12 protein-coding genes are annotated in these 17,766 nt (G+C 63.1%); 4 read left to right on the top strand and 8 right to left on the bottom strand.

What is annotated here, in order from left to right; translation table 11 throughout:
- Positions 1-5 precede the first annotated feature (5 nt).
- Positions 6-854, top strand: coding sequence for a hypothetical protein (locus tag ECTOBSL9_RS15090; RefSeq protein WP_063465740.1), 849 nt, complete (start codon positions 6-8; stop codon positions 852-854).
- Here the strand turns inward: ECTOBSL9_RS15090 and ECTOBSL9_RS15085 are convergent.
- The 3 genes from ECTOBSL9_RS15085 to ECTOBSL9_RS15075 form a co-directional block, all read right to left on the bottom strand.
- Positions 821-1,927, bottom strand: coding sequence for a diguanylate cyclase (locus ECTOBSL9_RS15085; RefSeq protein WP_063465739.1), 1,107 nt, complete (start codon positions 1,925-1,927; stop codon positions 821-823). The two genes, ECTOBSL9_RS15090 and ECTOBSL9_RS15085, sit on opposite strands and share 34 nt — an antisense overlap.
- A 129-nt stretch (positions 1,928-2,056) precedes the next feature.
- Entirely contained in the window at positions 2,057-3,586 is a 1,530-nt protein-coding gene (locus tag ECTOBSL9_RS15080) for an ATP-binding protein (RefSeq protein ID WP_168161577.1), read from the bottom strand.
- A gap of 18 nt (positions 3,587-3,604) precedes the next feature.
- Entirely contained in the window at positions 3,605-4,306 is a 702-nt protein-coding gene (locus ECTOBSL9_RS15075) for a response regulator (RefSeq protein WP_063465738.1), read from the bottom strand.
- A gap of 277 nt (positions 4,307-4,583) precedes the next feature.
- On the opposite strand from ECTOBSL9_RS15075, the gene ECTOBSL9_RS15070 reads away from it, so the two are divergent.
- The 3 genes from ECTOBSL9_RS15070 (at position 4,584) to mog (ending at position 9,286) form a co-directional block, all read left to right on the top strand.
- Complete coding sequence (locus ECTOBSL9_RS15070) at positions 4,584-6,839, top strand: TonB-dependent receptor domain-containing protein (protein WP_205631981.1); 2,256 nt, start codon at positions 4,584-4,586, stop codon at positions 6,837-6,839.
- Positions 6,840-6,847: 8 nt separating this feature from the next.
- Entirely contained in the window at positions 6,848-8,554 is a 1,707-nt protein-coding gene (locus tag ECTOBSL9_RS15065) for a PepSY domain-containing protein (RefSeq protein ID WP_063465736.1), read from the top strand.
- A 138-nt stretch (positions 8,555-8,692) separates the two neighbouring features.
- On the top strand, positions 8,693-9,286 hold the full coding sequence (gene mog, locus ECTOBSL9_RS15060) for a molybdopterin adenylyltransferase (protein WP_063466241.1): 594 nt from the start codon (positions 8,693-8,695) through the stop codon (positions 9,284-9,286).
- Positions 9,287-9,462: 176 nt separating this feature from the next.
- Here the strand turns inward: mog and ECTOBSL9_RS15055 are convergent, their stop codons facing one another.
- The 5 genes from ECTOBSL9_RS15055 to ECTOBSL9_RS15035 all read right to left on the bottom strand — a co-directional run bounded on the left by ECTOBSL9_RS15055 (position 9,463) and on the right by ECTOBSL9_RS15035 (position 17,719).
- Entirely contained in the window at positions 9,463-10,587 is a 1,125-nt protein-coding gene (locus ECTOBSL9_RS15055; RefSeq protein WP_240481006.1) for a fatty acid desaturase, read from the bottom strand.
- A 269-nt stretch (positions 10,588-10,856) separates the two neighbouring features.
- Positions 10,857-11,708, bottom strand: coding sequence for a universal stress protein (locus ECTOBSL9_RS15050; protein WP_063464103.1), 852 nt, complete (start codon positions 11,706-11,708; stop codon positions 10,857-10,859).
- Positions 11,709-11,727: 19 nt separating this feature from the next.
- The gene (locus tag ECTOBSL9_RS15045; RefSeq protein ID WP_063465734.1) at positions 11,728-13,221 is read right to left on the bottom strand and encodes a SulP family inorganic anion transporter; all 1,494 of its coding nucleotides are present in this window, start codon (positions 13,219-13,221) and stop codon (positions 11,728-11,730) included.
- Between the two features lie 395 nt (positions 13,222-13,616).
- Positions 13,617-17,003, bottom strand: a complete 3,387-nt coding sequence (locus ECTOBSL9_RS15040) for an EAL domain-containing protein (protein ID WP_063465733.1) — start codon at positions 17,001-17,003, stop codon at positions 13,617-13,619.
- Positions 17,004-17,083: 80 nt separating this feature from the next.
- Positions 17,084-17,719, bottom strand: a complete 636-nt coding sequence (locus tag ECTOBSL9_RS15035) for a TorF family putative porin (RefSeq protein WP_371259028.1) — start codon at positions 17,717-17,719, stop codon at positions 17,084-17,086.
- Between the last annotated feature and the right edge of the window lie 47 nt (positions 17,720-17,766).

The following is a 17,766-nucleotide window of genomic DNA, read 5'->3' as shown; positions in this document are numbered from 1 at the left end:
CATTCATGCCCTTTGTCGGCGTGCTACCGGAACGCAAGTACCTGTTCCGGCCTGAACCCCGGCGCCAGGTGGCTGTGTCGGATGCGGCTGCCTGGCGCCTGAACCCGCGTCACCGTCATGTTTACGACAAGCTTCGGCTGGCCCTGGAGGCGGGGCTGACCGCCGCCCCCTGTGGCGTGGCGCCCATGGATCTGGGTGTCGCGCCCAAGGAGGAAGTGTTCGTCAAACCCATCACCAACCTGTCTGGCATGGGTCTGGACGCCCGGGCGATGCGGGCTGGCGACGTGCCCGCGGAGCCCGGCAGCTTCTGGTGTCAGCGTTTGACCGGGTTGCACACCAGCACCGATTGTCTGGTGCAGGAGGGGGTGGTGCGTTGGTTTGCCCATACACGGGCCTCGGCTGAGAAGGATGCCGCGCGGCCCATTTACTGGGAGATCGGCGCCGCACTGCCCGAGCTGGAGTCCTGGATTCATGACTGGGTGGAGCGTCATCTGGCCGGCTACAGCGGCCTGTTTAACATCGAGCTGATCGGCGGCCAGCCCATCGAGGCCCACCTGAGGGGGTCCAACGGTTTTTTCGACTTCTACGGTGCGGATTTCCTGCCGGCCTGGGTGTCGCTGGCCGATGGGGAGGCGTTTACCCCACCACCAGCGCCTGAAGGCGGCTTCGTGATCTCCGTGTTTGGAGAGGCCGACCTGAGCAAGGTGAATCTGCAGGCCGCTGAGTCCGCTGGAGTGAGGGTGCAGCCTGACGACTCCACTCCCGGGCGGGCCGCCATCCTGCGCTGTCATGACCTGGAGGCCGGCGCCCGGGTGTATCGTCAGCTAGCCGGGCGCACACTACAGAACTCCTGAGAGATGACCAGGCGGTTGCGACCCGACTCCTTGGCCTGGAGCAGGGCATGATCAGCCGCGTTCAGCAGGACTCGGGCCCGCTCCTCGGGCGGGTGTTCCCTCAGCAGCCTCGGCGGCAGGCGGGCCGCGCCAATTGAGACGGTGACGGAGATTTCGTCTTCCTGATCCAGGGGCACGGGGGTGGCCTCAACGCCCTGGCGCATGCGTTCGGCGACAGAGTGCATTTCCGCAGGCTCCAGGCCGGGCAGAAGGATCACGAATTCCTCTCCACCGTAGCGGGCCAGCAAATCAAACCTTCGCAGATGGTGCGCAAGGCGCTGTGCCACCGCCGTGATTGCCCGGTCCCCGGCAGCATGGCCGTGGTCATCGTTCACTCGCTTGAAGTGGTCGATATCCACAAACAGGCAGGCCAGCGCATGGCCTTCCCGCTCCATGCGCAGGATCTCGTCCTGCAGTCGCTGATCGAAGAACCGGCGATTACGCATACCGGTGAGCGGGTCGGTCACGCCGATTTCCCGCAGTCGCCAGGATGACAGGGTGTTTGCCAGGCACACCGAAACCACGGCAGCCAGTCGCTTGAGCAGGTAGGTGTCCTGGTCGGCGCTATAACGCTCAGCCCGCTGGCTGCCCAGAACAAGCAGGCCGATGGGATCCTTGCCCCGCCTCAGTGGCAACAGGGCGCGACTGGCCAGTTGTGTCATGCCGCAAAAATCCAGGACCTCCGGGTCGTCATCCCGCGGCGGGCCCAGGGTGGGTGCCTGCAAATCCTGTAGCGGGGCGGGGTCTTCCATCAGCCTCAATGGCCAATGTTCGGGCAGGCTGTGGCTTTCCAGGGCAGTGTGCAGATCACCCCGGGCATCGCAGAGCACCAGGGCCACCTGGTCCAGCTCAAAGCCGGTTTTGAGATCCTCCAGGAGAATCCCCAGCACCAACGAGAGGTCGTCTGCCTCCAGCAGGCGCAGTTCCAGAGCCGCGAGACGGTTGAGCTTCTGCTCGGTTTCCCGAGCCGCATCGATCAGGGATTCCAGCCGCGTACGCAGCCACTGTTTCTCCGTTGCCAGCTGTCTTTCCATGTTCAAGTGGGCCTTTTGTTGGAACTCGCCAGGGAGCACTGCGCACCTGGACGATAGCCTAACCGAGTGGATGGTCGGTGCACAGCTTCCCTTGCACAGGTCGCCTCCTCTACTGATGTGGGTGCACGCTCAGTCCTTGCCATCAGCGCCGCGGCAGCTCTGGCCCACCGACGCGCAGCTGGTCAATGGCAGGCAGATGGTGATCCGCAGTCCGCCCAGGGGCGAGGGCGCGGCAGTGATTCGCCCCCCGTGACCTTCCACGATGCGCCGGCACAGGGCTAGACCCAGGCCCGCGCCGCCATGGCGCCGACTGCGGGAGGGCTCCACCCGGAACAGGTGTTCGAACAGCAGGGGCAGGGCATCCGCGGGCACGCCGGGGGCGGTGTCATCCAGGGTGATGATGAGCTGCCGATCCTGTTGCCGGGCCTCCACATGCAGTCTGCCGCCGGGGTCCGTGTAACGCAGGGTGTTTTCCAGCAGGTTGTTCAGCAACTGCTTCAGGCGGGTCGGGTCGGCCTGAACGAAGGCCGGGGCGGGCGGCAGTGCCTGGGTGATGGTCAGCCGTTGCTGGGTGAAACGGGTCTGGTGCTGGACCGCGGTCTCCCGCAGCAGGGCGATCATGTCCACGTTTTCCCGGTGACAGTCCAGGCAGCCCACATCGCACAGGGCCAGCTGATAGAGATCATCCACCAATTTTCCCAGCAGGCTCGCCTCAGCCTGCAGTGACTGGAGTGCCAGCATGTCCAGCGGGCGGACACCGTCTTCCAGCGCCTCCATTTCTCCCCGCAGTACCGACAGGGGCGTGCGCAGTTCGTGGGAGATGTCGGCGATCCAGCGGCGCCGGGCCGCTTCATTCTTCTCCAGGGTGGTCGCCAGCTGGTTGAAGTCCTCGGCCAGGGTCTGGAATTCATCCCGGGTGTGCAGTCGAACCCGGGCCGAGTAATTGCCTGTGGTCAGGGAGCGAGTACCTCCCGTCAGGGCCTGCAGTGGACCCAGCAGGCGGTTGGCCAGCAGGTAGGAGGCGACGGCGGCCACCAGCAGGGCAAGCAGGCCGATGAGGCCCAGGATCCGTCCCTGCTGGCGCTCGAACTGCTGGGCCAGCCCGTCGGTGATATGGGTGGACGGCATCACATACAGGATGCCCACGGTGGTGCCGCCCACCTGCACCGGGTAACGCTTCCCTTCATCCGGGAACGGCAGGGACGGGCCGATCAGCCTGCGGCCCGTCTCATCCAGCAGAGCAAGACGCCCCGGGCGCCTCAGCAGATCCTGGAGCACCGCATCTTCGGCCGGATAGGTGGGCGCCGCACCGTCGCTCATCCGCTGCAGGCGCCCCCATAGGCGCGGATTCTGCCGTAAGGACTCCCAACTACCGTGGGTCTGGTAATAGGCCGCCAGGGTGCGGCTGAAGTTCTGCGCCCGCTCCTGCTCCACCTGGTCCAGATAGCCCGTCAGCCCGTGCTGAAAGCTCAGGCGCATGGCACCCATGATGGCCAGGGTCAGGACGGCGAAGGTGATCAACATGGCCAGAAACAACTTGGTGCGCAGACCCCGAGCAAGGGGAGGCTGAGCACCGAACGTCTCCCACACCCCATGCCGCTTGCCACTACCCACCGGGGAGACCTGGCGCGGATTGAAGTGGGGCGATGCCTCTTCCATGGGCATTGACTGCGGACATCACCCGACTCTGGGTGGCTGAAAACGGTAGCCGACGCCGTACACGGCCTGGATCGGTCGGTGCGCTGGCGCCGCAGCCTGTAGTTTGCTGCGTAGATTCTTGATGTGGCTGTCCACTGTGCGTGCCGTTACCACTCGGTGGTCATCGTAGAGGTTCTCAAGCAGGCTTTCCCGGCTCAGGACCGTGTTCGGCTGACCATGAAACTGCCGCAGCAGGCGAAACTCCACGGGGGTAAGCATGAGTTCCTGACCGTTCAGGACGGCCCGATGGCTATTGGGTTCAAGATGCAGTCCCCAGGTGTACTCGGTGGCCGTTGTGGGCGCTGGGTGTTGCTGTCCCGCCCGGCGCAGTAGGGCCGCAACCCGGGCCATGACCTCCCGGGGGCTGAATGGCTTGCAGACGTAGTCGTCCGCGCCCAGTTCAAAGCCCCTGAGCCGGTCGGCTTCCTCGATCCGTGCGGTGAGCATGATGATGGGCACAGTGGATATCTGCCGAATCTCCCGGCACAGGCAGATCCCATCCATGTCGGGCAGCATGATGTCCAGCAGGATCAGGCTGGGGGTGGCAGCACGGATCCTGTCCATCACCGGCAGACCGCTGTTCAGCAGGCTGACCGCGTAGTGATCCCGATGCAGGTAATCCAAGAGCAGCGCGGCGATCTTGGGCTCGTCCTCAACAACCAGTACATGGGCGGTTTTCATGGGAGGAACCCCGGGATGAGGAACTGGGGAGCAGGCATGCCGTCTTTGGGGACCTCATGAAGATTGTGGAGATTGTGTGAAGGTGTGCCGCCCGAGCCGCAGGAGGAGGGGCGCTGACTGATAATATTAATCGATATCGATTGGCATTCGCACCTTCGTTATTCCTTCTTTTCATTTCTGCCATCCAGCCGTGCCATTGCCTCTGGATTTACTCCAGGCCAGGGCGGGCAGTTTGCCGGAACAATTCAACCAGCATGAAGTCAGGAGTTTTCACGTCATGGTTTCACCCGCCCGACCTTCGGCACCTTCATTCCCGACCCTTCGCCCCCTGATGCTCAAGACCGCCGTGGCCCTGGCCCTGGGGGGCATGGCCGGTTCCGTCCTGGCCGCGGAAACCCTCCGGCTGGACGAGATCACCGTCATCAGTGCCGCGGGCTTTGAGCAGGCGCTGCGGGATGCCCCCGCCAGCATCTCGGTGGTGACCCGCGAGGATCTGGAACAGCACCGTTTTTCCAATCTGGCCGAGGCCCTGGCGGATGTGCCGGGGGTGGATGTACGGGCGGGCACCGGCAAGACCGGTGGGCTGAACATCGGTATCCGCGGCCTGCCCAGTGAATACACCCTGATCCTGATCGATGGCCGCCGCCAGAACAGCTCCGGCAATGTCACCCCCAATGGCTTCGGCGAGACCTCCACCAGCTTCCTGCCGCCGCTGTCGGCCATTGAGCGCATCGAGGTCATCCGAGGCCCCATGTCCACCCTGTATGGATCGGACGCCATGGGCGGGGTGATCAACATCATCACCCGCCCGGTCAGTCGGCAGTGGGGGGGCAGCGTCACGGTGGAAAACACCTTCCAGGAAGACCGCAGTGCCGGCAACAGCTCCAGCATCAGCATCTTCACCACCGGACCGCTGGTGGAGGACCGGTTGGGCCTGCAGGTGCGTGGTCGCCTGTTCGACCGGGATGCCTCGGATCGGTTGATCGAAAACAGCGCCGGGCGCGATCCCCGCCCGCCGGAGGCCCGGATCCACTCCCTGGGCGGTCGTCTGACCCTGACGCCCGTGGACGATCAGCAGGTCTGGCTGGATCTGGAACGTGCCCGGCAGACCTATTCCAACGAAAACTGTCGTCTGGGCACCCTGGATGGGACCAACCGTAATACCTGCGCTCCACAACCCGGTACGGTCTGGGGCTATGAAGATGAGCTGCGCTTCAATCGGGACCAGGCCGTGCTGGGTTATCGCGGTCATTTCGAGGCCGGCACCCTGGAAGGCAGTGTGACCCGCATCACCACGGAGACCCTGGGACGCACCCTGCCTGCGGGCAGTGCGCCGGATTATGGTTATGAGGCCCAGGGTGGCGAGCCCAGGCTGCTGGAGAACCGTGACCTGGTGGTGGATGGCAAGTGGATCATGCCCGCTGGCGATCACATGCTGACCCTGGGTGGACAGTATGTGGATTCAAGACTGGAAGATGGTGCGGCGGGTAATCAGGCCTTCGAGCAGAGTAACTGGTCGGTCTTCGTCGAGGACGAATGGTGGCTCAGACATGATCTGGCCCTCACCCTGGGGGCCCGCTATGAAAATCATGACGCCTTCGACGGACACTTCAGTCCCCGCGCCTACCTGGTCTGGAAGACCGATGATCAGTGGACCCTGAAGGGCGGCGTCGGCAGGGGGTACAAGACCCCGACCCTGAACCAGCTCCATGACGGCATTACTGGTTTCACCAATCAGGGGCGCACGATCACCATCGGTTCTCCCCATCTCAAGCCGGAAAAGACCACCAACTATGAGCTGGGCGCGAGCTTTGACAACCGGGCCGGCCTGTCGGCGGATGTCACGCTCTTCCATACCCGCTTCACCGATCGGATTGCCAGCGGTGAGGGGATCCTCAATTGCCAGTATATGGATGAGAACGACGGCCAGCCGCATGCCGGGACGCCGGGCTGCCTGAGCATCGGCAACTTCACCGAGCAGGAAGACTTCGCCCAGTCGGTGAACATCGACCGCGCCATTTCCCAGGGCGTGGAACTGAGCGCCCGTTATCGCTTTGCCCCGGCCTGGGAGATCAGTGGCGGCTATACCTATACGGACACCGAGATCCGCTCCGGTGACCAGAAGGGCCTGCTGCTGACCAACACGCCGGAGCACGCCCTGACCACCCGACTGCTGTGGGATGTCAGCAACCGGCTGTCGGCCCGCCTGGACGGGGAGTTCTATTCCTCCCGGGAGCGGTTTAGCGGCGGGCTGCCCACTTCCGGTCAGAACCTTTCCCTGTATCAGCAACTGGGTAACAAGCTGGACAGCTACGCCGTGTTCAACCTGGGCGCCACCTATCGCATGTCCGATCGGGTACGTCTGACTGGCACCGTCTACAACCTGCTGGACAAGGATTTCGGCAAATCGGACAGCTATGTCCACGACGCTCAGACCTACCACGCCTATCGGTACACCCAGACCGCCGCCGCCACCAGCGGGGTGTATCTGGACCGGCGGAGTCTGTGGCTGTCCGCCACCTACGACTTCTGAGACGCCCCATGCTACGCAAACTCTGGTTCCAGCTTCACTGGTTCATGGGCATCACGGTCGGTGTCGTGCTGATCATCCTGGGCGTGACCGGGGGAATGCTGACCTTCGAGCGGGAGATCATCCGCGCCATCAACAGCGACGTGCTGCGGGTGGAGCCCCTGGAAACACAACGCCTGTCGCCGGAGGCCTTGCTGCGACAGGCCCAGCAGGCCCTGCCGGAACGGCAGATCAATGCCCTGCGCCTGTCCTCCGATCCCTGGGATGCGGCCACCGTGAACGTGGCCGGTGACGGGCCGCAGGCCCGCCGCGGGGTCAATCATTATTTCAATCCCTACACAGGGGAATTGATCGGCGCCGAACTCAAGGGACAGGCCTTCTTCCGCACCCTGCAGCGCCTGCATCGCTGGCTGCTGATGGGGGACGTGGGCAAGCAGATCACCGGGGCGGCCACCCTCATGCTGATCATCCTGGTGCTGTCGGGCATCTACCTGCGCTGGCCCCGGTCCTGGAAGGCCCTGGCCGGCTGGTTCACCTTCAGTTTTCGCCGCTCGGGGCGCGGGTTCGTCTCCAGCATGCACGGGGTGGTGGGTACCTGGGTGCTGCCTCTGTACCTGCTGGCGGCCCTGACGGGACTGTACTGGTCCTATGACTGGTACCGGGCGGGTCTGCATGAACTCAGCGGCGTTCCCATGCCGGTGCGTCAGGCGCCCCCGCAGCGCACTCAGGAAGGTGAAGCCGCCGCGCGGCCCGATCATGCCCGAAGTGGCGAAGAGGCTCCCCGCAGCCCCATGGGCCGTGAGGCGTCCTCGCCCCGGGAGCCGGTGGCTGACCGTTTTGCACAGGTGAACACCCTCTGGCAGGCCTTCGAGCAGGCGGCGCCGCTGGGGTATTCCACTGCCACCCTGCGTCTGCCCCAGCCGGGGAGCGACTATCAGTTCATGTATTTCGACCCCCGGCCGGCCCATGAGCGGGCCTGGAACCGCCTGACCCTGGCGGCCGGCACCGGCGACGTGCAAAACCATGTCCGCTATGCGGACCGTCCCCTGAATGAAAAGCTCATGTCCAGCATGCTGCCGCTGCACAGCGGCTCGTTCTTCGGCATGCCCGGCCGCATCGCCATGATGGTGGCCAGTTTGATCATGCCCCTGTTCGCCATCACGGGGCTGGTGCTGTATATCGATCGCCGCCGCAAGGCCCAGGTGGCCCGGTCGGCCCTGCTTCAGGCCGGGCTCAATCCCTCGGGCGACAGTGGGACCGGGGAGGGCGAGCGCATCCATGTGGTCTTCGCCAGCCAGACCGGCAACGCCGAGACCCAGGCCTGGAAGACAGCCGGGGCGTTCCAGGCCGCCGGCCTTGCCGTGACAGTCCACCCACTGGGCACCCTGACCCCGAATGACCTCAAGGACATGGGGCGCGTGTTGTTCATCGCCTCCACCTTCGGTGAGGGGGAGGCGCCTGCGTCGGCCCGCCCCTTTGTCAGCCTGATGAAACAACCCTGCCCGGATCAAAGCACGCTGGAGTATGCGCTGCTGGCACTGGGTGATCGCGGCTATCCCCATTTCTGCGCCTTTGGCCGGGACCTGGATGCCTGGCTGAAATTCTGTGGTGCAAAAGCTCTCGCACCCCGCATTGAAATGGACGGCAGCAGTCCCGAGGCCGCCCTGGCTCAATGGCAGACCCTGTTGCGTTCCCTGGGGGCCGCTCCCACAGGTTGAGGATCTTCCATAGGTATGGCGCCTTCCGCACTGGGGTAGGCCCTGGATACTGGGCCTCTGCCTGTTGCCGTACAATGCTCGGGCTTGCCTGTCATCGGCAACCACTTTCCTTAATTCGAGAGATAGCAGCCAGTGACCATCTCAACCTGCGAAGCGGTAAGAATCGGCGTTGTTTCCGTCAGCGACCGGGCCTCCAGCGGTGTATACGAAGATCAGGGGATTCCCGCCCTGCAAGACTGGCTGGGACGTGCACTGCACAATCCCCTGAACTGGGAGACGCGCCTGATTCCCGACGATGAGAAGATCATCAGCGAAACGCTGATCGAACTGGTGGATGAGGCCGAATGCCATCTGGTGCTGACCACCGGGGGCACCGGACCGGCGCCGCGTGATGTCACGCCGGAGGCGACTCTGGCGGTGGCCGACCGGGTCATGCCGGGTTTTGGCGAGCAGATGCGCCAGATCAGTCTGACCTTCGTTCCCACCGCCATTCTCTCGCGCCAGGTGGGGGTCGTCAGGGGCAGCGCCTTGATCATCAATCTTCCGGGTCAGCCTAAGGCCATTGCCGAAACCCTGGCAGGTCTTCCCGATGCCTCACCGCCCGTGCATGGCATTTTTGCTGCCGTGCCCTACTGCATCGACCTGATCGGGGGCCCCTATCTGGAAGCCGACCCCAAGGTGTGCAAGGCATTCCGGCCAGCAGGTCGCCGCCCTCCTGACCGTGGAGCCTAACGCTCATGCATCACGGTGGTGAGTCACCCCAGATGATGAAAGATACGTTACAAGCCCTTCTCCCCCCTCGGGGGAGAAGGGAGTGGCTGTAGCTGACCTGGTTCTTTCACGTTAAGGCAGAGGCGGGAAGCTTTGGCGGCAGGCTGGGCAGGGCGGTCGGGGGGCAATGACCCTGTTCACTGGGAGAGCGCTGCATGCAGTACCCGCAGACGCCGGCGCTGCATCCGCAGGCGATACTCCAGTTCCTTGTAGGCTGTTCGCAGTTCGATGCGTGTCCAGCGGTCGCGCAGCGCCTCCCGCCCGACCTTTACCCGGCGTGCCTGCCACTGCTGCCACTGGGTTACGGTCTCCTTGAACTGCTGATATTCCCTGTCCAGGGCCTCACTCCAGGTAGGGGCCACGCCCGTGGCCTCAAGCCGCGCCCGAAGCCTGACAAACTGGGTGGAAACCCGGGCCCGCTGGATCCTGAAGCGGGGTATGCGCCGACGGTCGTGTGCCAACCCCACCCAGGCACACAGGTTGATGAACCACTTGGAGGGATCGTACTGCCACCAGTGGATTCCATTACGGTAGTCCGACTGGAAGGCGTGGTGATAGTTGTGGTAGCCCTCACCCCAGGTCACCAGCGCCACCAGGGCATTGTCCACGGCCGTGTTGTCATCGCTGTAGGGGCGTTTGCCCCAGGTATGGGCCAGAGAGTTGATGAAAAAGGTGAAATGGTGGCTGACCACCAGCCGCAAAACCCCCGCCAGCAGCAGCATGCCCACCACATCCCCCAGCATCAAGCCCAGGGTCAGGGGAAACAGCAGATTGGTGGACCAGGCCAGCAGCCAGTAGTACCGGTGCTGAAAGCGCACAATGGGGTCCCGGGTCAGGTCCTTCACGGTGCTGAAATCGGGCTGGCTCGCGGGCCACTCCCGCAACATCCACCCTATATGTGCGTGCCAGAATCCAGACCGAATGGAGTGGGGGTCGCGATCCACATCGTCCACGTACCGGTGATGATTGCGATGCCGGGCCGCCCAATTGTAGATGCTGTTCTGCAATGCCATGGCACCGAACACAGCCAGCAACAGTCTCAGGGGCCAGCGGGCCTTGAAGGTACGATGGGCCCAGAGACGATGATAACCCACGGTGATACTCATGCCGCCAAGGGCCAGCAGCACCCCGAAGGCCAGCCATGCCCAACTGCTGTACCCCTGGGTGAATCCCCACCAGGGCACCACGGTTAGCGCCAGCAGATTGGTGAATGCAAAAAACAGCGAAGTGGGCCAGGCCACGGGGGGATCGATTCTGGGCACGGGAAATACCTGCATGGGCGGGAAGAGAGCGGGGCATCAGGTTAAATTCGCCTGTCCCCTGTTTGTTGAGACACCCAAACTCCAGCAAAATGCCCCTTTCAGCCGTGTTTTTTTCGCCTGCCATGTCGCCAGCGATGCCTGCCTCCTTCTCCCAGTAGGAGGGCCCTCTGCCCAAGGCGACAGCACCCCATTATCTTTCATCATCGGGGGTGCTGCGCGCCCGGCGGCATGACAGTTAGAGGCGTGTCTGCACGTGGAGGAGGCGTTCTTCATCGCAGGATGATCAGCGGAATCGGCGACCGCATGATCATGTTGGTGGTGGTGCTGCCCACAAACCAGCGCCGCAGCCGGGAGTGGCCGTAGGCCCCCATGGCCAGCAGGTGGATGTCGTGTTCCTGGCGGTATGCGCAGACGGCTTCCGCCACCTCGCCGCTGCGGATCTCCGAGCGCACATCGAAGCCTTTCTGGGCCAGCGTGCCGCGGGCATTGTCCAGGCGTGAGCGGTTTTCCTGATTGTCCTCGCCCACCATCAGAACATGAGCCTCCAGCCCCTTGAGCAGTGGGCTCTCCGAGACCTTTTCCACCACGGTATGCGCCGTGGCGCTGCCATCGTAGGCGATCAGGAAACGCTCCGGCTCCCGGTATTCCAGGGGGGCTACCAGCACGCCGCGCTTCAGGGTGCGGATGATGCTCTCCAGGTGGCTCCCCACATGCTGCTTGAGCATGTCGCCATCCTTGCCCTGCTTGCCCACCACCACCAGACGGGCCTCCTCCTGGATATCGTCCAGGGCCGCGGTGACGCCATCATTGCGCAGCAGGCTGCCGGGCTCGGCGACGCCGTTGGCCCGCACCCGATCCAGGGCATCGGCCAGGATGGCGCGCCCCTGTTCCCGCAACAGTTTGCCGCGCTGCTCCTCGGCTTCCACCATCTGCTCCAGCAGGGCTTCGCGGCCCCCCAGGCTGAGGTTGCCGCTCAGATCCCGCTGGGATTCGGCATGGGGATTATGGATCACATGCAGCAGGGTGAGTGGCGAGTCCATGCGCCGGCTGGCCCAGGCGGCGTAATCACACACGGATAACGACGAGCGCGAGCCATCAATACAGGCAATGACCTTGTTCATAGGGGCATCCTCCAGCAGGTTAGTGGCCCATGAGCCGGTCAGCGGCATCGGGCTTGTCGTGTACGGCGTGACGGTCGACGATGGTGGCGGTGGCCTCGTTCATGCCGATGATTTCCACCTCGGCACCTTCACGTCGGAAGTTGACGACCACGCGGTCGAGCGCGGCGACGGAACTGATGTCCCAAAAGTGTGCACGGGACAGATCGATCGTCACCTTATCCAGATCCTCCCGGAAATTAAAGGCTTGCATGAACTTCTCCGTGGAGGCGAAGAAGACCTGCCCATACACGCGATAGGTGCGGTGCAGGGTGTGTTCATCCGGACGGGTGTCGGTGTCGGCACCCACGAACATGAACTGGCTGACCTTGTTGGCGAAGAACAGGGCCGCCAGCAACACGCCCGAAAGCACGCCGAGGGCCAGGTTATGGGTGAACACGGTCACCGCTACGGTGGTGATCATGACGATATTGGTGCTCAGCGGGTGGTCCTTCATGTTCTTGATGGAATTCCAGCTGAAGGTACCGATGGCCACCATGATCATCACCGCCACCAGGGCCGCCATGGGGATGGCCCCCAGGAGCGGGGTCAGGAATACCACCATGACCAGCAGGTAGACACCAGCCATGAAGGAGGACAACCGCCCGCGGCCACCGGATTTGATGTTGATCACCGACTGCCCGATCATGGCGCAGCCTGCCATGCCACCAAAGCTGCCGGCGACGATATTGGAGATGCCCTGGCCCTTGCACTCACGGTTCTTGTCGGTGCGGGTGTCGGTGAGGTCATCGACGATGTTCTGGGTCATCATGGACTCGAGCAGGCCCACCACGGTCAATGCCAGGGCATAGGGCAGGATGATCCACAGGGTTTCCAGGTTCAGCGGGATGTCCGGCCACAGGAAGACGGGCAGGGTGTCGGGCAGTTCGCCCATGTCGCTGACCGTGCGGATGTCCAGGTTCAGCAGCCATGCCAAGAGGGTGAGCACAACAATGGTCACCAGGGGCGAGGGGATGGAGCGGGTCAGGTAGGGGAAGAGATAGATGATGGCCAGGCCCAGGGCGGTCATGGCGTATACATGCCAGGTGACGCCGGTGAGCTCCGGCAGCTGTGCCAGGAAGATCAATATGGCCAGGGCATTCACGAACCCGGTCATGACCGAGTTGGAAATGAAGCGCATGTAGCGCCCCACCTGCAGATAGCCTGCGATGATCTGCAGCACGCCGGTCAGAATGGTGGCCGCCAGCAGGTATTCCAGCCCGTGTTCCTTGACGAGCGTGATCATGAGCAGGGCCATGGCTGCCGTGGCCGCCGAGATCATGCCGGGCCGGCCGCCGGTAAAGGCGATGACTACCGCGATGCAGAACGAGGCATACAGCCCCACCTTGGGGTCCACCCCCGCGATGATGGAAAAGGCAATGGCTTCCGGGATCAAGGCCAGGGCAACCACCAGGCCAGCGAGCATGTCCCCGCGTATGTTGGAAAACCATTCCTTCTTGATGCGGGTGAGGTTCATGGATGATGTCCTATGAGTGCGAATGCGTTGCCGGCTGGGCCCGGATCATTGCCAAATGAGGTCACGCGCCCCCGTCTGCGATGATCGGAGCCGCGAAGCATGCGGTTGAAGCGGTCGTGTAAGGGCGTTACTGCGCGGGGGCGGTGGCCCCAAGCGATACCCGAGTGTGGCCGGAATCCAGTGATCCAACGGCAGTCCTCTGAGGGCGCCGTGGGGAGGCCAATGCGGAAAGGGCGAGGATGATACACTGCGAACAGGGTTTTGGCCAGCCTGTCAAGCCTTGCGCTCGGCCAAATGCGGCCTGATGTGGGTCCTGGCCACTGTCATGGTCCAAATAGTGGCCTGCTCCTTGAGCCAGGCCTCCAGGGCGTTGCCGAGCAAGGCTGGAAGCCCATTCACTGTGCACCGGGGGGCAGGCTTTTCGACTGCAAGAGCAATTGCTCTGCCTCCTCGGCGGGCACCGGTCGGCTGAACAGGTAGCCTTGCCCCTGCACGCAGCCATGATCCAGCAGGAAGTCCCGCTGCACGGTGTTCTCGATGCCCTCGGCGATGACCTTCATGCCCAGGGTCTCGCCCAGTCCGATAATGGCGCGGATGATGGCGGCATCCTCGGGATGATTGGCGGGGTCTTCCTCCATGTCGGAGACGAAGGATCGATCGATCTTGATGGCGTACACGGGCAGGCGCTTGAGGTAGTTCAGGGAAGAGTAGGCGGTGCCAAAGTCGTCAATGGAGATGCGCACCCCACGAGCATTGAGTTCGGTGAGCGTGTGTATGGTTTGCTCAATGGAACTCATGGCCGCGCTTTCGGTGATCTCGATTTCAAGATCGTTGGCGTCCAGGCCGGTTTCGGCCAACACGGTGAGGATGCGTTCGACAACGCCGGGCTCCCGGAACTCACGCGCCGACAGGTTGACCGCCACGGGCACCGTCGGGACACCCCGGGCCTTCCAGTCGCGAATCTGCTCGCACACCTGTCGCAGGATTGCAGGCCCCAGCGAGAGGATGAAGCCGGTCTCCTCCGCCAGGGGAATGAAGCGACCCGGTGAGATCATGCCCCATTCGGGGTGATGCCAGCGCACCAGGGCTTCCAGGCTGAGGGTGCGCCCGGTGACCAGTTCCACCCGGGGTTGATACACCAGATGGAATTCGTCTCGCTCCAGCGCCTGGCGCATGGCCTGGTCCAGTTCCATGCGTTCCTGCAGTGCCGCGTCCATTTCCGGGGTGTAAAAGTGGTAGCAGCGTCGCCCCTCGGCCTTGGCGCGATACATGGCGGCGTCGGCATGACGCACCAGTTCTTCAGCACAACCAGTATCGCCAGGGTAAACGGCAATGCCGATACTCACGCTCACAGACACCTGCTGGGCGTGCAGCGACACGGGCTGGTTCAGATCCGCCTGGAGCTTTTCGATCACGGGGATCACGTTCTCCACATGCGCGAGATGGGACAACAGCAGGATGAACTCATCGCCGACGAAGCGGGCCACGGTGTCTTCCTCGCGCAGCAGGGCACGCAGGCGTTGTGCAATGTGGATCAGCAGTTGATCGCCCTGGGCATGCCCCAGCGAGTCGTTGACCACCTTGAAGTCATCCAGGTCGATGAACACCACGGCCACGGTATGCTGATCCCGTCGGGCCTGGGCAATGGCCTGGCCGATCCTGTCCAGCATGACGCTGCGATTGGGCAAGCCGGTGAGCGGGTCATGGAAGGCCAGATACTCCAGACGCTCGTTCAGGGCGCGCTTGTCCGAGATGTCCTCCGCCAGCTTGATGTAATGCGTCACCTCCCCACGGGCATTGCGGATCGGTGAGATCCTTGCGTGCTCCCAATAGGGCTCTCCCGCGCGGGTGCGATTGTTGAACTCGCCTTCCCAGGTTTTGCCGCTGCGGATCGTTGCCCAGAGTGCTTCGTACTGCTCGACGTTCTTTTCGCCGTAACGCAGCATGCCGGGTCGCTGTCCGAGCACCTCCTCGCGGGAGAACCCGGTGATGTCACAGAAACGCTGGTTCACGTACTCGACCACGCCGTCAGTGTCGGTGAGCACCACAACTCCCGGACTTTGCTCCACCGCGTAGGCCAGTCGCTCGCTTTGTTCCTCGGCCAGCTTGCGCTCCGTGACGTCCAGGGTGGAACCCAGGATCTTGCGCAGATGTCCCTCCGGGCCATGGACGGGGGAGGCCTGATGCAGGATCCACCGCCACTGGCCCGTCCGATGGTGCATGCGTACTTCAAAGCGAAATCGCCCTTGGGGTTGACGCGTGTACTGCTCGAACCGGCGAATACCCTCATCGCGCTCGTGCGGGTGGATCAAGGATCGCCAAACTTCCAGGTCATCCTCCAGTTCATGATCCTGGTAGCCCAGTTGCGCCTTGAGTTCGGGCGAGAGAAAAACATCCCCATCTGGCCGCCACTCGAACAAGCCCACGTTGCCGCCCTGAACCGCCTCCCATAGCCATTCCTGGTCCCTGAGTCGGGTCGTGAGATCCACATCCATGGCGTACAGACTCAGATTGTCCTCAGCATGCTGCACGACCACATGGCAGGTGAGTACCTTGAGGGTGTGCCCTTCTCGATGCCGCAGGATCAGCATCTCCGAGGTGGGTAGGTGCTCCCCCTCGCGCACGTCCTGCATGCGCTGGAAAAAGGCCTCGTGATCCTCCGGGGCAATGATGAGATCGGGCAGGCTGGCGCCCAGCGCCTCATCGATGGAATAGCCATAGAGGTGCTCACTGGCGGGATTCCAGTAGGTTACCGTCCCATCTGGCCGGTACCCCTTGATGGCAATCTCGGGCACGTTATCCAGTAGCTGAGTCAGGGCCGCTTCATTGCGCTGCAGCGCCTCCTCCGCCTCGTGGCGCGCGGTGATGTCCCGATTGGTGCCGCGGTGCCCCCGGTAGCGGCCCGACTCATCCCATACGGCGCGACAGTCGTGCTCGATCCAGCGGACATGGTCGGACGGCGTGATGATGCGAAAATGCAGTAGCGCGTGGCTGTCTTCACTGCCCGCGTGCAGATGTCCTTCATACACCGCCCGATCATCCGGATGGATGATGCGCAACATGAGGTCCGGATCGTCCAGAAAGGCCTGCGCGGGGTAACCGGTGATCTGTTCGCAGGCGGGTGACACATAGCGGTAACGGTTGTCCTCACCCAGCCAGTAATCCCAGTCGGGTGAGAACTGCGCCAGGATCCGATAGCGCTCCTGCTCTTCACGCAACCGCTGGTTCAGGTCCTCCAGGGCCTGCCGCTGCTCCACGGCGGCGGTCTGGTCCACCACACTGCAGACGAACTCTGTGTCTTCATCGTAGGTACCGGGGATGCGGATGAGCTTGAGGTCGGCGATCAGCCGCCGCCCGCCGGCACCGCGCAGTGGGATCTCACGGCGTTCAGCTGACCCTTCGCGGGCGGCCTCGTCCAGGGCCTCTTCCAGTGCGTTGTGATGGCCGGGCATCGCCAGATGCCGGAAGAGTTGCTGATCCATGGCCAGCAACGCGTGCGTCGCACCATTGGCATCGCGCACGTAGCCATCCTGGTTGATGACAAAGGTCGGGTGGGGGAGGCCCTGATAAAGCCGATTGAACCGAGTCAGGGCCCGCTGGGTGACTTTTTCCCCTTCCTCCAGCGACTCGTTCTGCAGCACGAGTTCCGCGTGGTAGATATGCAAATCTTCCAGCAGATGCTCCAGGTCGACTTCACCCCGCTGGATATCCAGGTCGATATCCTTCCACGCGTTGTCGCGCAGAATGGCCTGAGCCCGCTCACGTAAGCGCTTCCTGTCCATACAGGAGCCTCGATTGAAAGTCGGGTCCCAGAGTACCATTTCGTGGTGAAGAAGGGATTAACACCGCCCAGCCCCGCGCCTTAGAAGCTCAGGGAGTACCCGGCGACGAACAGGTCCTGGGCATCGCTTTCATTGCGCGAGGCATAGGTGAGGGAGATATCCCCCATCTGGGTGGAGCGGGTCACACCCAGGGCCCAGAAGGTGGCGTTGTCGTCTTCCTTGGGCTTGTCGTAGCCGATCTCTGCGAACAGGGCGGTCTTGGGAAGGAACTCATGGCTGGCGCCGATGAGGTAGACGGTGTCTCCTTCTGCGTCCCGGTCATGGGCATGGGTCACATAGGTGACTTCCCCATAAAGCGGCCCGTGCTCGGCGGCCACAAAGATCTCCCCCTCGTACTTCTCGCCCGGGATTTCGGAGTAGTAGAAGTACTCATAGCCGAATTCGAAGGCCGTTTCACCGACCTCGAAGCCGTAACCGATGAAGGGAGCCACTTCCTGACCCTGACCTTCGCCGTCGTCATCTTCGCCCAGGGTGGACATCTGCACCCCCAGGAACAGGCCGGTGTCCAGGGTGTACTCCATCCCTCCCTGCACCACGGCATTGTTGTTTGACTTGCTCTCCCCGTGATCGATGTAGTCGGTGAACACGCCGATGTTGAATTCCAGCTCCGCCTGGGCGGTGAGGGGGGTGGTCAGACCCAGGGTCAGGGCAGTCATGGACAGGCCCAGGAGGCGGGTATTCTTCTTGATGTAAATCATGCTCG

Origin of the sequence: Ectothiorhodospira sp. BSL-9 (genome assembly GCF_001632845.1) — a bacterium.
Classification (GTDB): domain Bacteria; phylum Pseudomonadota; class Gammaproteobacteria; order Ectothiorhodospirales; family Ectothiorhodospiraceae; genus Ectothiorhodospira.
Note: the sequence above shows the minus strand (reverse complement) of the source record. Positions and strands in the feature narration are given on the sequence as shown.

Bases quoted from the DNA above. Each gene is read 5' to 3' on its own strand.
- ECTOBSL9_RS15040 (WP_063465733.1), bottom strand. From the start codon at position 17,003: ATGGACAGGAAGCGCTTACGTGAGCGGGCTCAGGCCATTCTGCGCGAC.
- ECTOBSL9_RS15090 (WP_063465740.1), top strand. From the start codon at position 6: ATGCCCTTTGTCGGCGTGCTACCGGAACGCAAGTACCTGTTCCGGCCT.
- ECTOBSL9_RS15050 (WP_063464103.1), bottom strand. From the start codon at position 11,708: ATGAACAAGGTCATTGCCTGTATTGATGGCTCGCGCTCGTCGTTATCC.
- ECTOBSL9_RS15085 (WP_063465739.1), bottom strand. From the start codon at position 1,927: ATGGAAAGACAGCTGGCAACGGAGAAACAGTGGCTGCGTACGCGGCTG.
- ECTOBSL9_RS15070 (WP_205631981.1), top strand. From the start codon at position 4,584: ATGGTTTCACCCGCCCGACCTTCGGCACCTTCATTCCCGACCCTTCGC.
- ECTOBSL9_RS15035 (WP_371259028.1), bottom strand. From the start codon at position 17,719: ATGACTGCCCTGACCCTGGGTCTGACCACCCCCCTCACCGCCCAGGCG.
- ECTOBSL9_RS15045 (WP_063465734.1), bottom strand. From the start codon at position 13,221: ATGAACCTCACCCGCATCAAGAAGGAATGGTTTTCCAACATACGCGGG.
- ECTOBSL9_RS15065 (WP_063465736.1), top strand. From the start codon at position 6,848: ATGCTACGCAAACTCTGGTTCCAGCTTCACTGGTTCATGGGCATCACG.
- ECTOBSL9_RS15080 (WP_168161577.1), bottom strand. From the start codon at position 3,586: ATGGAAGAGGCATCGCCCCACTTCAATCCGCGCCAGGTCTCCCCGGTG.
- ECTOBSL9_RS15075 (WP_063465738.1), bottom strand. From the start codon at position 4,306: ATGAAAACCGCCCATGTACTGGTTGTTGAGGACGAGCCCAAGATCGCC.